Genomic DNA, 12,142 nt, shown 5'->3' with positions numbered 1-12,142 from the left:
GAAAAATTTGTTCAAATGGAAACATTAACATCCCAATACGATTATGTTAACCGTTTGATGAAAGGAAGGTATCAATGGTCTCTGTCCTTGTATTGAAATTTGTTTAAAATTTGTATGAAATACAATTTCGTTTACATAATTTTTTTAACTATAGATTATTAATAAAGAAGGATGGTTTTTGTAAAATGCATAAAATCTATTAAATGATTATCAAGAATCTTTTGTAATATAGCTAAATTAAGTTCTTGATAATCATGGACGGCTATATTCCTAAATCCGACCATAGCTTTCATTTTATGAGACAGAGAAGGGGAGATAATACCTTCTTCTTCTAAAATGGTAAACGCATCTCGACTACTTTGTGGGAGTCCCAGTTTTTTCTCCGCTATAATATGCATCGCAAGGTCAATACAAGCTTCACATGCTCGTTGAAGGTTTAGTACAATTGAGTCTTGTTTGGTATAGTTTTCTAAATTCTTGGGGTTATCAGCATATTCTTCATTGATACGCTTAATACATCGCTCAATAATACTGATTTTATTTAAGATAACATCATTTTTCATAAATAGACCCACTTTCATCTATATTTTTCAATATAGGAGAGCGCTCTTCGTTCAATTTTGCGTACATTTTTAAAGCTTTTAGTTCGAACGCAGCTTTTTTCCGTTCATCAGTACAATATATTATTTTACCTGTTGAAACAATTTGAGCCTGTAATACCGTACTCGCTTGATTTAGGTCAATTAAATCAACATCTCGGTTTAGTTTGGATGCTAACTCTTGTGCGATCATAAATATTTCGTATTTGTCTAATTCTTTTTCATCACTAAGAAATGCAATATCGATATCGCTACCTTTATGAGTAAATTCTTTGACAGTTGACCCAAACAAAAATACTAAAGATGGTGATAGTCTTTCATTTAAAATATCCATAATGATCTGTTCTATATTTTTACTCAATGTTTAAAAACCTCCATATATATTCTTATATTATAACAAACATTTGTTTTGTTCACTATATTTTCGTAAAATTAGAATTTAACGCAAACTTTGGATGAAGTGAAAAGGAATCTCTTCTGACTGTCGTGAAAGGATAATTATCGTGAAAGAACGGATAAACGAACTTAAGGAAAACGTTTGCAAAAAAAAAACAAACCAGAAGGAATTTTAACGATCCTTCTTGGGAATTTTAAACCGGCGATTTTGAGGAAATTATTATCGGCCTTGACACTCCCTTCTTTCATTTGGTAATTACTTTATTTTACATCTATAAACAAAACCTATTCCTTTAGTTTTAGTCTCGTATTACTACTGTCAAAAAGCCAATGGCACCTATGAGAAAAATTCCAATAAACCAAACGTTTCTCAGTTTTTGAAGCCAATCCGTATTATTCAAAATATCACCTTTAAGCTGTTGCTTTTTTTACAACATAATTCGAATGCTTTACAACAGTTTTATTGGTTTCATAACCCAATTCTTGGGCAGCATCTTGGGATATTTCGATTATCACGCTATTCTCTCTTACAATTTCAACAATACCTTCGATAATTTGGTCTTTCCTTTGAAATAAAATGTGATCACCAATTTTAGCTTTAGTCCTAGCCACCTTTTTCACTCCTGCTCATTTTTTAATCAACAAAAAATATGTATTTTAATTTCCACATAAAAAACAATCCACAAATAGGAAGGCATTCAACCTTCATACTTGCGGCTGTCCCATTGTTCAAATTCAAATATCACTGTTAATGTATATCCCATCGAAGCGTTGAGTTACACTTTCTTCTACTAAAGATTTTTCCATTGGAATTACTGTTTGGGATTTAACCGTTGCTTCTTCAGTCCATTTTGAACGAAAAATTAGCTAATCAGCGTTTCTTAAAATGGTTATCTGTCATTGCCGGAATAGTCTTAGTTGGGTTTGGTATGAATTTTGGTTATCGAGCAATCAAAAGCTTACTACTTATTATAAAATAGTTAATATAATGAGCCGACTTCAGCTGAAAATCACTTTGATGGTTTAAATGCATAGAACAAATGCCAAATAGATACTGTGAAAACCATTTTAAATGAGTACAACAGACTCAATACTAAGCCTTCCCGTATCCTCGATCCCCATTCAAATGGATCATAAGGTCTGGATTATCGGTAATCATGGGAACAGAAAAGGTCAGCATCAATTTAGAGGAAACTGACACTCTATGTTCGTTTTTGCACCAGAGCCTAATTGTCAGTATTTATTTGGCGAATACATGGTTTCCAATAATGGCTGTTACTTGTCGTGTTTTCTGCCAATCATTGTTTGCGATTCGTGGGTTGTAAAAATAAAGAGCATCAATTGTATGATTTTGACTGGCTAGTGCTTCATTCACCGCCCGTTTTGAATCATCAGATGCAGGCTGATTAATGGCTCCATTTGCTACAGGTGTAAATTGATATTCACCGTTTTCTAACTTCTGATAGATGACATCATGAATAGAATTTGGGAACTCTGGAGAAGCAACACGATTTAATACAACCATCGCTACTGCTACTTTTCCTTCATGCGGCTCACCTTTCGCTTCTGCCTCTACTAATCTGGACAATAAGTCTTTATCTTCAGCTGAAATATTCAAAGACTGAGATGGAGCTGGCGGCTTATTTACTGCCGGTTCAGCAGGCTGAGCCATTTGTGCTTCAGCGGAAGACGAACCATTTCCAATAGTTAAAGTTTGTCCAATATAAATAGTGTCATTTTGTAAATGATTCACTACTTTTAGTCCTTCCACTGTTACTCCATATTGTTTAGCAAGCTCCCATAAAGTATCTCCTTTCACCACTTTATGTACAGTAGAACTGCTTGATTGGGCTACTGTATGATTAGGAATAGTTAATGTTTCGCCAGCGTATATCATATCATTTTGACGATTATTCACTTTTTTTAATTCATCAACTGTTATCCCATTTTGTTTAGCAAGCTCCCATAAAGTATCTCCTTTCACCACTTTATGTACAGTAGAACTGCTTGATTGAGCTACTGTATGATTAGGAATAGTTAATGTTTCGCCAACGTATATCATATCATTTTGACGATTATTCGCATTTTTTAATTCATCAACTGTTATCCCATTTTGTTTAGCAAGCTCCCATAAAGTATCTCCTTTCACCACTTTATGTGGAGCTGCTGCATCTACTGTTCCTTGTGCTGCAAGAATTGATAAAGATGCTGCAGAAGCAAATAACCACTTCTTCATGCTTGCCTTTCCCATAAAAAATACCTCCTGAAAAACTGGCTTGGCATTATATTAACATAGAGAAGAGGGAATTCATTGAAAGAATGGGTAACATTTATGCTAATTCTATTAAGATTCTTACATGGGTAGATAATAATGTTACAACATTTAAAGCAACCTCAAAAAAACTTAATAAACATGGCGATTGTATTGCAAAAGGACATCGGAAATTCCATAAGTTGGTATTAGATAGCGAAAACAAACGAAACTATGCATTGGTTACTCTTTTGGCTTATGCGGGATTGCGAATTTCTGAAGCGTTGAACCTAAAAAGAAATGCCGTAAATCATGCGGGGTAATTTCTTTGCCGATAGGTTCCGAATATTCTTCTAAAATGATGTCTCGTTTAACAAGTTTAGCCCATATAACCCAAGGCAACATTATGCGGTATATGTTTTTTATTCGGAATATATTCACACAAATTTATCTGCTTTAAAACGAGCAGCACTAAAGCAGTGGGAACAAAAACCAGAATCAGAACGACTTAAGAGGGTAGGGCTATTTAGTAAAATTGAAGATGTTAACAAAAGGGATCGTTTTATCGAAGAATACATTGATCAACACTTTGAAGAATATATGAAGAAAGAATTTGGAATCAAATGAAATCGTTAAAAACATTTTATTTTAGGTTCTGGTGCAAGAACTTCAAGACAATTGAATTAATCTCTAAATCTTGGACATACTGATACTATCAGTCAAAAAAACTATCCTTCTATAATTATACCATTTTATAGATAGTATAGTTTTTTATGGATAATACCATTTAGACAAAAAGAAAGTAAATCTAAGTCATCTATATCGGGATTTTTAATCGCAATATCCAATCCACTCAATATTATTTTTTGGATCGGTATATATGAAAACAGATAATGTTTATGTAAAGATACGTAGTAGCTTTTTTTTTCAATCATATTTACCAGCTATAGTTAAAAGTAAAAATAGCCAAATAATCCATAGAGGATCACTTGGCTATTTTTATACAAGGAGATATTAAAGTATTATAGCAATTGCGCTAAATCCCAAAGAATTCCTACGATTTTAGAAAACTTGGCATCTGGAACTAAGTCTGCAATGAACCTTGCTAAATCAACTATGATACCGCCGAGATCTGTCCAGGAAAATCCGTCTGTTGATCTTGCTATTACTTTAAGTTTATAAGCAATAGAAGCCGCAATTGCTCGAGCATCCATACCTGGAACTAATCCAACCAATGCATCAACAATCTTGTTAGCTACATAAGTATAACTAACACTTCCAGTCGTAAATAAACTATAAAACATTTCTTTTTTCACCTCCCAATTTTTTTTTGCCGGCAAGAATATTGTAACTTATTGTAAGAATTTGGGTACTATCATTTGGTGAATAACTATAATTTTTGCATGAATATGTAATTAATGATATATATTTGAATATGATTTCTATATTACTGAATATTAGTAATATACTGAATGTTTAAAAGTTTTGAATTTATTTGGTCAATTCTTTTAACTCCAAGTGAGCCTTTTTCTGATGGAGATTGGATAATCGAATGGAAGACAGACGGTATTCAATTAGAATTAATCCCTAAAAAAATAAAGGAATTCAGTGTTTTACCAGACATCGGACAAATTGCACTAGGGCGTTTCCTGAATTAGAAACCTTATCCTTTGATAACGATGTAATCCTGGATGGAGAACTCATTGTTTATGATCCCGAGGAAAAAGGGATATGTGGGAATTGGCGATGGATCGGTTCCAATTAAAACAGGAGCAAAAAATAAAACGGATTGCTGAAGAATTACCTTGTACATATATTGTGTTTGATGTTTTGTATGCAATCTTGAAGGTGAATACGGGAACAGAGGAAATGCCGTTTACCTGGCCCGCCTATTTCAACATAACATGGATCACCAAGATTTGCCTGAATCCAATTTAAAGATTTTCTTATCGGATTATTATCAAAAAGGCAAAGACGGTTACTTGCCTCTTATAAAAAAAAGTAATAAAAAAAAGGTCGAAATTAACGGACTCTGCTTATTCAAAGAAGACAAAGTAGTCGATGAGCTTTCCGTTGATAAATTATTTTTCTTTAAATTAATGACCGATCAATATAATGAAGGTACCACTCATGTTGGAGCTAACGGCAATGCAGCTTCGATAGAAATCATTTCATCAAAGCATAAGATGAAGTTAATCGGAAGAAATCCATATAAAATCGAACTAAACATAAAATTAAAAGGTGAAATAACGGATTATACCGGAAATCAATTAACCGGGAAAATAAAGGATAACATTGAAAAAACAATGGAAAAAGACATAAACGAACAATGTTCAAAGTTAATTTCCAGGTTTCAAGAAAAAAACATTGATCCAATCGGATTCGGCGCATTTGTCAAAAGTAGGACAAGAAACTTTGATTTTTCAAAGTGGGAAGATGAATATCAAAACCTGACAGTCGATGTAAATACAAAAGTCATTATTACCGAAGAAGGAGTCATTGAATAAAGTAAATTTCCCTTAGTTGGAGTTTTACTGCCCGTTTATTAAATGAAGCGAAGGACTTTCCCTTCGCTTTTCTTATACTGTCGTTGAAAACATGTACTTTTTATTGTGATAACGGATTGAAAATATGAGGCCGACTGCGAGCATGTTGCCATTAATGAGCTTCCCCCGTAGCTGACAAACGGCAGCGGAATTCCAGTAATCGGCAGAAGTTCGATGGTCATCCCGATGTTTTTAAAGACGTGAAACGTGATCATGCTAATAACTCCTACGCACACATATGTGTAAAAGTCGTTTTTCGTTTCCATTGCGATTATCGTTAAGGATAATTTTAATTATTTTTGGTCATTCCACCAATGCATTAGAGGGTTATTTCAGAACATATCAGGAAATTTATTTCTTGTTTCTCCATTATAAAAAGGCAGGGACAATCCCTGCCTTAAAAACATGCATAAGCAATCGGTCAAAGGATTTAGCAAAAAAAGTTTTTTCCTGTTACAAAGTAGTTTATTAACAAAAAAGTTTTTTACCCCTTAACTGATTGAATAGTCGTCTTAGCTTCCATCCAGATCCGGAAGACAAAAGGAAAAAATAACAATCATAGCAGCCGTATCGGCTGCTTTCATTTTTGTCTTTTAATCTTTTAAATTCAGCATCCGTAAAGGTACACAAAATTAAACGAACGTCCGTAAATTATTTTTAAACCTTTAAAAGTCTTCCAATTAAACAAACCCTTTGGGAGAAAAAGGGTTCATTTCGGGGCTTTAGAAGTCCGAAAAGGAACTGTTTTTTTGATTGTTACCTTAACTTTATCATGAATTCACTATAAGACATAAAATTTTGTCTCTTTCCATAAGGTTAAGATAACATTTTCCACCAAAGTCCTTAATACCAACTACTAACAGTGAAACTCCCGTCGCAATCCGTTCCAATTGGAGCGTATCTAAATTCACATTTAGCCCAGATATAATAACTATGTCCTTCTCTAATTGGGCCAACTCGTTTATTTACTATTCTCTTATCACCTTCATTGAGAAAATACTCACCAGAAGTTGAACTTGGCTTCCAAAATTGACTGGTAACGTCTTTTCCATCATCTCTATAGACTCTGAAAATTAACCAAGTATACCCTAGATCAGAATTGTTATTTTGGCCATATACCCCTAAATATCCACCTTTAGGAACCCATACTTTTCTAGTTGTATAAACTTTACCATCAGGAGCATCATCAATAATAATTGTACTTTTGGCTCTAAGGGTTGCAGCATAAACTTCAGAATTGAAATTCATTAAGGAGAACAAAACTATAAATGAAAAGAGTAGTACCTTTTTCATAATATAGCCCCTTTCTCAAAGTTATTTTTTCACCCTTAAAATATACATATTTTCTTAAAAATGGAAAACTTACTTTAGGTGCATTTTTCTACCCTTTTCAGATCAATTACGTTGGGTAGAAGGTTAATCCCTTTACGGGGCATTCTCCCTTTTTATCATTCTAAACCCGCTAACCACCTCTTTGTATTCTTTTTCCTTTTAGTAACAGTCATTTTTTACTTATGATAATCTGTAAACCTCTTTAGCTGCGGACAGTTTAATTGAACGAAAAACAGAGAGCAAAGAGAAGACCGCCTTTGATAAGGTGGTCTTCTTAGGTTAAAACATTAACATTAAGCATGATAGGACTGTAGATAAATGTATAAGCGCTTCTAATATGTTAAATTTACTTTTTATTCCATTGACTCATTTTTTAGTATTGGTATATTATTTATCATATAATGTAAGAAAACCTGACATGAGGTGTCGCTTAAATGAAAAAGATTGAGGCGGTTATAAGACCCGAAAGGCTCACAGAGACGATTAAAGGGTTAAAAAATATAGGAATTACAGGCTTTACCGTATCCCAGGTAGTCGGAAGAGGGAAACAGAAAGATACTCAGGGAGTCTATCGCGGGAAAAATTATCAAGTGACTCTCCATCCAAAAGTTAAATTGGAGATTGTCCTTTCGGATCATATGGTGGAGCCTACGATTAAAAAGATATTTGAATCTGCTCAAACCGGAGAAAATGGTGACGGCAAAATTTACGTTTATCCGATTTTAGAAGCCTATAACATTCGAACAGGCACAGCAGACTTTGATATTGATGATTTACTTAATCATAAGGGGTGACTTTCATGAAGCTGATGTATTTAAATTCAGTATGGGTTGTATTAGCTGCTGCAATGGTGCTGTTTATGGAAGGCGGATTTAGTTTACTGGAAGCCGGTTTTGTTCGAACTAAAAACGCTGTCAATGTAACAATGAAGATTTTTGTGGATTTAACAGTAGGTGCTTTAGCTTTTTGGCTCATTGGTTTTGGCATTATGTTTGGAAAAGACGCATTCGGAATCATTGGTACTACATTATTTGGTAGCCCGGAAAAGATCGCTCTTTCCATTGATTTGCCTAGTGCCGCATTTGTACTGTTTCAAATGGGATTTGCGGTGGCTTGTATCTCGATTGTTTCAGGTGCGGTAGCCGAACGTATGAATTTTAAAGCTTACGTTTTAACAGCAGCACTTATTTGTATCATCATTTATCCACTTTCAGGTCATTGGATTTGGAACAGCAATGGTTGGTTAGCAAAATTAGGAATGAAAGATTTTGCTGGTTCTGCTGCTATACATGCGCTAGGCGGCTTTGCTGCTTTTGCAATGGCAAAACTGTTGGGACCTAGAAAAGGGAGATTTAATTCGGATGGCAGTGCCAACGTATTTGCACCAAGTAACATTCCATTAGCTTCATCCGGTGCTTTCATATTATGGTTTGGTTGGTTTGCTTTTAATGCAGGTAGTACATTGGATGCTTCCAATACAGCCCTTTCATCAATTGCTATTAATACAATGCTTGCGGGTGCAGCTGGGGGTACCGTTGCTCTATTCCTGACAATGAAAAAATTCGGAAAAGCTGACCCAAGTATGACCATCAATGGCGTGTTATCCGGCTTGGTTGCGATAACGGCAGGATGCGCCTTTGTCTCTCAATGGAGCGCAATTATCATTGGAGCAATCAGTGGTTTGATTGTGATTTATGCTACTTTATTTGTTGACTATTTAAAAGTTGATGATCCTGTTGGAGCTGTAGCTGTACATGGATTCAACGGTGTATTTGGAACCATTGCAGTCGGGTTGTTTGATAAATCTCAAGGTCTTTTAACGACTGGTGATTTCTATCTTTTCAAAATACAAGTATTAGGTGCAGTAATAGTAGTTATTTGGGGTTTAATCGGTGGTGCATTTATGGCAAAAGTATGTGAAATGACAGTTGGTTTGCGAGCAAGCGAACGTGAAGAAGAAGAAGGACTTGACATGTCTTATCACGGTATTCCAGCTTACAATGAATTAGAACGTTTTACAGATATACCTACTAGTTTATATGATTTTGAAGGAACGACTGGTATAACCGTTGCACCTGTTAACAGTAAAGAAATTCCTAGGTAAGTCATCTTCTAAATCAACAAAATGCTATTACATTACATTGAAGCGCCCTCAGTTTTAAATTAAAACTGAGGGCGCTAAGCAACTACAAGCAAAAAAATAGCCGGATTTCACCACGATAAGAGGTGTATCCGGCTTTTAGTTATTTAGAGGATATTGGTTCTGCAACGATTGTTAACTAAAAGTGCCTCTTTTTTATTAAAATCTAATTCCTCTGTTGATCTATTAACGCTTTTCGGCTTCTGAAGAAGCTTGGTGACTGCATTAAAAAAAGAGGGGAAGCAAAAACTTCCCTCTTACTGATTTTTTAATTCGATTCATTATTTTCTAAGATGATAAGGGATAGTAGAAACTACAATATCCTTTCTCCATAAGAGCATGGCACGTAATAAAAATGCTGTTTGATTATGAAGAAATATATGCCACCATTTTTTTACAAAAAATTGAGGAATGAGAACAGTAATATATTTTCCTCTTTCACTTTCCTCAAGTGCATCAATATATTGAAGAAGCGGCATTAGCAAGCTTCGATAAGGTGAATGAACAGTGACAAGGGGAATATCAAGCCCTAATTCTTTCCACTTTTTCTCTGCCCGTTCTTTTTGCTTCTCATCAAAATACACAGTAAGTGCCACTACATCATTCGATATACTTTTTGCATAGCCGATAGAGTTAATAGCTACCCGGCTTACGCTGGAGATTGGAATAATAACTTTAGAAGGAGAAACCTTCACCATCTGTTTAGGATCTTGTCCTTGAAGACTAAGTTGACTTGCTAAGTCAGAGTAATGACGATGAATTTTATGAAATAATAACACCATACAAGGAATAGCCACCACTACCATCCAGGCGCCACTTTGAAATTTCGCCACAGCCGTTATGATCGTAACAATTCCAGTTATAATCATTCCTATTCCTACAACAATGATTCTAGACCAAACCTTCTGTTGTGACTTTCGTTCCAAAAAATACTTGATCAGTCCATATTGTGCAATGGTAAATGACAAGAATACACCAACTGCATAAAGTGGTACGAGTGCATGCGTTTCACCTTGGAAGATGATGATTAATAGGATCGCCAATACACTCAAAAAGATAATACCGTTGGAGAATACTAATCGGTCTCCTCGTTTTGTTAGATTTCTTGGGAGGTATCCATCTTGTGCAATAATAGAAACAAGCTGCGGAAAACCAGCAAAAGCGGTATTGGCAGCCAGAAATAAAATGAGCATGGTAAAGATTTGAATAAAATAGTAAAAAAATCCATATCCAAAAACATGGTTTGCAATTTGGGAGACGACAGTTACATTTTCTTTTGGTTCAACACCAAAGCCATTGGCCAAAAATGTAATCCCCAAAAACATGGTCCCTAACAGAAATGACATCCAAAACATAGTAATAACGGCGTTTTTAGAGCTAGGCTCACGGAAAGCAGGAACTCCGTTACTAATGGCCTCTACACCTGTTAATGCAGAACAACCAGAAGCAAAAGCCCGTAATAATAAAAAAGTTGTTCCAAACGAAGAGAATAAGGAAAAGTGTTCTGCATGATACGGGACAGCTAAATGATGCCAATTTCCAGCTTGCAGTTTCCAAATTCCAAATCCTATCATGATAATGATTGACGCAACAAAGATATAAGTAGGAAATGCAAAAATATTAGCAGACTCTCGGATGCCTCTCAAGTTAATGATCATTAATACAATGACGAGTATCACCGCTAACTCTACACGATAGGGCAGCAAGGCAGGAAAAGCAGACAATAAAGCGGCAACTCCAGAACAGATACTTACCGCAACAGTTAATACATAGTCAATCATTAAAGCCGCACCAGCTGTCAGACTTGTATTTCGTCCAATATGCTCACGGGCTACGATATAAGCTCCTCCTCCTGATGGGAAGCTGTGAATAATTTGGCGATATGAAAGTGTAACAATCAGCAGCAACAACATAATGGCAAATGCAATAGGAATAGAGTACATTAAAGCTTGTGTACCAATTAAGACTAAAACAAGCAAAATTTCTTCCGTAGCATACGCGACAGAAGAGAGTGCATCAGATGAAAATATAGCTAAAGCTTTCTTTTTTGTTAGCTTCTCTTCTGAAAGTTGTTTGGTGTGAATAGGCGCCCCAATTAACAATCTTTTCCAATAATTCATTCCATAATTCCTCCATGAATACAATAATGGATTTACATAATTATTTAAGTAAAATCAGTTAGATTACTATGCTATTTCCACCATTAGTGCCTAAGTGCTTGATCGACTCCAGTGAAGCAACAGGTCCCATAGCTATTGTCTGAGCTTTACTTCTAATGTGGTAACTGTCGTGCTAGAAGCTAACGTTTGTGGTACACCCAGTGCAACCAGTAGAAGTGTAACCACTACGGCAAATGGGAACAGAACACGAACGTTCGCCTTAACAAAATCTTGATAAAAATTTCCGATCACTTTCTCTCTTCTGAACAGAGCATGAATGATGGCAATTGCTACAGCTAAACCAGTTGAAGCACAGGTCATCGCTCTTCTCCTCGACTGATCACACCAAATCGTAAATCCTTAAAATAAAGCAAAAGTTGCGACTAATAATGCGATCATCGCAATATCCCCCATGACTTCCTCTACTTTTTATTGACAAATGCTCCATCTGAGTCGAACTGCAAGATGTTTGGTTCCACTTTTATCAATTATCGTTTAGCTCAATAATTAACAGATCTTCTGTGGAGAGAGAAACCTTTACAATCTTTACCGCTTTTCCAACCCTCACTCATTGATTCTTTTTAAATAAGTTAACCAGTTCTCTGCAAATCTCCCTAAACTCAATTCCACTCATGATATTCTTCTTTATAATTTTCCAATTTGATAAAAATAAGTCATTATATTGGGAAAATATCTTTTTTTAACACAAAAAACCAACA

General features: G+C 35.2%; 12 protein-coding genes and 3 pseudogenes. 6 read left to right on the top strand and 9 right to left on the bottom strand.

What is annotated here, in order from left to right; genetic code table 11:
* Nucleotides 1-158 precede the first annotated feature (158 nt).
* The 4 genes from hepT to BMMGA3_RS16685 form a co-directional block, all read right to left on the bottom strand.
* Complete coding sequence (hepT, locus tag BMMGA3_RS02305; RefSeq protein WP_003348173.1) at nucleotides 159-563, bottom strand: type VII toxin-antitoxin system HepT family RNase toxin; 405 nt, start codon at nucleotides 561-563, stop codon at nucleotides 159-161.
* Entirely contained in the window at nucleotides 553-960 is a 408-nt protein-coding gene (gene mntA / locus BMMGA3_RS02300; protein ID WP_003348174.1) for a type VII toxin-antitoxin system MntA family adenylyltransferase antitoxin, read from the bottom strand. The genes hepT and mntA overlap by 11 nt, the downstream gene beginning before the upstream one ends.
* 446 nt (nucleotides 961-1,406) lie before the next feature.
* On the bottom strand, nucleotides 1,407-1,607 hold the full coding sequence (locus BMMGA3_RS02295) for a DUF2187 family protein (RefSeq protein WP_003348176.1): 201 nt from the start codon (nucleotides 1,605-1,607) through the stop codon (nucleotides 1,407-1,409).
* A gap of 628 nt (nucleotides 1,608-2,235) precedes the next feature.
* Nucleotides 2,236-3,246: a LysM peptidoglycan-binding domain-containing protein gene (locus tag BMMGA3_RS16685; protein ID WP_003348178.1), complete on the bottom strand. Its 1,011-nt coding sequence runs from the start codon at nucleotides 3,244-3,246 to the stop codon at nucleotides 2,236-2,238.
* Between the two features lie 68 nt (nucleotides 3,247-3,314).
* Between BMMGA3_RS16685 and BMMGA3_RS18695 the strand changes: the two genes are divergently transcribed.
* The gene (locus BMMGA3_RS18695) at nucleotides 3,315-3,569 is read left to right on the top strand and encodes a site-specific integrase (RefSeq protein WP_003348180.1); all 255 of its coding nucleotides are present in this window, start codon (nucleotides 3,315-3,317) and stop codon (nucleotides 3,567-3,569) included.
* A gap of 487 nt (nucleotides 3,570-4,056) precedes the next feature.
* Nucleotides 4,057-4,128 (top strand): annotated as a pseudogene (locus tag BMMGA3_RS18125) (lysine transporter LysE); the annotation flags it as partial.
* Nucleotides 4,129-4,268: 140 nt separating this feature from the next.
* Here the strand turns inward: BMMGA3_RS18125 and BMMGA3_RS02280 are convergent.
* Nucleotides 4,269-4,550 carry a hypothetical protein gene (locus BMMGA3_RS02280; RefSeq protein ID WP_003348182.1) on the bottom strand — a complete coding sequence of 94 codons (282 nt, stop codon included), beginning with the start codon at nucleotides 4,548-4,550 and terminating at the stop codon, nucleotides 4,269-4,271.
* A gap of 427 nt (nucleotides 4,551-4,977) precedes the next feature.
* Here BMMGA3_RS02280 and BMMGA3_RS02270 point away from each other — a divergent pair, with 427 nt between their 5' ends.
* Entirely contained in the window at nucleotides 4,978-5,184 is a 207-nt protein-coding gene (locus BMMGA3_RS02270; RefSeq protein ID WP_003348186.1) for a hypothetical protein, read from the top strand.
* Nucleotides 5,166-5,753 carry a Ger(x)C family spore germination C-terminal domain-containing protein gene (locus BMMGA3_RS02265; protein ID WP_003348188.1) on the top strand — a complete coding sequence of 196 codons (588 nt, stop codon included), beginning with the start codon at nucleotides 5,166-5,168 and terminating at the stop codon, nucleotides 5,751-5,753. The genes BMMGA3_RS02270 and BMMGA3_RS02265 overlap by 19 nt, the downstream gene beginning before the upstream one ends.
* A 72-nt stretch (nucleotides 5,754-5,825) precedes the next feature.
* On the opposite strand, the pseudogene BMMGA3_RS02260 reads toward BMMGA3_RS02265, so the two are convergent.
* Nucleotides 5,826-6,064: pseudogene (locus BMMGA3_RS02260) on the bottom strand (FtsW/RodA/SpoVE family cell cycle protein); the annotation flags it as partial.
* A gap of 571 nt (nucleotides 6,065-6,635) precedes the next feature.
* A complete protein-coding gene (locus BMMGA3_RS02255; RefSeq protein ID WP_003348191.1) occupies nucleotides 6,636-7,085 on the bottom strand; it encodes a hypothetical protein in 450 nt (149 codons plus the stop codon).
* Nucleotides 7,086-7,558: 473 nt separating this feature from the next.
* Here BMMGA3_RS02255 and BMMGA3_RS02250 point away from each other — a divergent pair, with 473 nt between their 5' ends.
* Nucleotides 7,559-7,918, top strand: coding sequence for a P-II family nitrogen regulator (locus BMMGA3_RS02250; protein WP_003348192.1), 360 nt, complete (start codon nucleotides 7,559-7,561; stop codon nucleotides 7,916-7,918).
* Between the two features lie 5 nt (nucleotides 7,919-7,923).
* Nucleotides 7,924-9,228, top strand: a complete 1,305-nt coding sequence (locus BMMGA3_RS02245) for an ammonium transporter (RefSeq protein ID WP_003348193.1) — start codon at nucleotides 7,924-7,926, stop codon at nucleotides 9,226-9,228.
* Nucleotides 9,229-9,545: 317 nt separating this feature from the next.
* Here BMMGA3_RS02245 and BMMGA3_RS02240 read toward each other — a convergent pair whose 3' ends face one another.
* Complete coding sequence (locus tag BMMGA3_RS02240) at nucleotides 9,546-11,384, bottom strand: APC family permease (protein WP_003348194.1); 1,839 nt, start codon at nucleotides 11,382-11,384, stop codon at nucleotides 9,546-9,548.
* Between the two features lie 58 nt (nucleotides 11,385-11,442).
* Nucleotides 11,443-11,744, bottom strand: a pseudogene (locus BMMGA3_RS02235) (potassium-transporting ATPase subunit KdpA).
* Nucleotides 11,745-12,142: the final 398 nt, after the last annotated feature.

The sequence above is a fragment of the Bacillus methanolicus MGA3 genome, from assembly GCF_000724485.1.
Classification (GTDB): Bacteria; Bacillota; Bacilli; order Bacillales; family Cytobacillaceae; genus Bacillus_Z; species Bacillus_Z methanolicus_A.
The sequence above is the reverse complement of the archived record's forward strand: the minus strand, read 5'-3'. Positions and strand labels throughout refer to the sequence as shown.

Coding starts and splice junctions, on each gene's coding strand:
- hepT (WP_003348173.1), bottom strand. CDS start 563: ATGAAAAATGATGTTATCTTAAATAAAATCAGTATTATTGAGCGATGT.
- BMMGA3_RS16685 (WP_003348178.1), bottom strand. CDS start 3,246: ATGGGAAAGGCAAGCATGAAGAAGTGGTTATTTGCTTCTGCAGCATCT.
- BMMGA3_RS18695 (WP_003348180.1), top strand. CDS start 3,315: ATGGGTAACATTTATGCTAATTCTATTAAGATTCTTACATGGGTAGAT.
- BMMGA3_RS02280 (WP_003348182.1), bottom strand. CDS start 4,550: ATGTTTTATAGTTTATTTACGACTGGAAGTGTTAGTTATACTTATGTA.
- BMMGA3_RS02270 (WP_003348186.1), top strand. CDS start 4,978: ATGTGGGAATTGGCGATGGATCGGTTCCAATTAAAACAGGAGCAAAAA.
- BMMGA3_RS02255 (WP_003348191.1), bottom strand. CDS start 7,085: ATGAAAAAGGTACTACTCTTTTCATTTATAGTTTTGTTCTCCTTAATG.
- BMMGA3_RS02250 (WP_003348192.1), top strand. CDS start 7,559: ATGAAAAAGATTGAGGCGGTTATAAGACCCGAAAGGCTCACAGAGACG.
- BMMGA3_RS02245 (WP_003348193.1), top strand. CDS start 7,924: ATGAAGCTGATGTATTTAAATTCAGTATGGGTTGTATTAGCTGCTGCA.
- BMMGA3_RS02240 (WP_003348194.1), bottom strand. CDS start 11,384: ATGAATTATTGGAAAAGATTGTTAATTGGGGCGCCTATTCACACCAAA.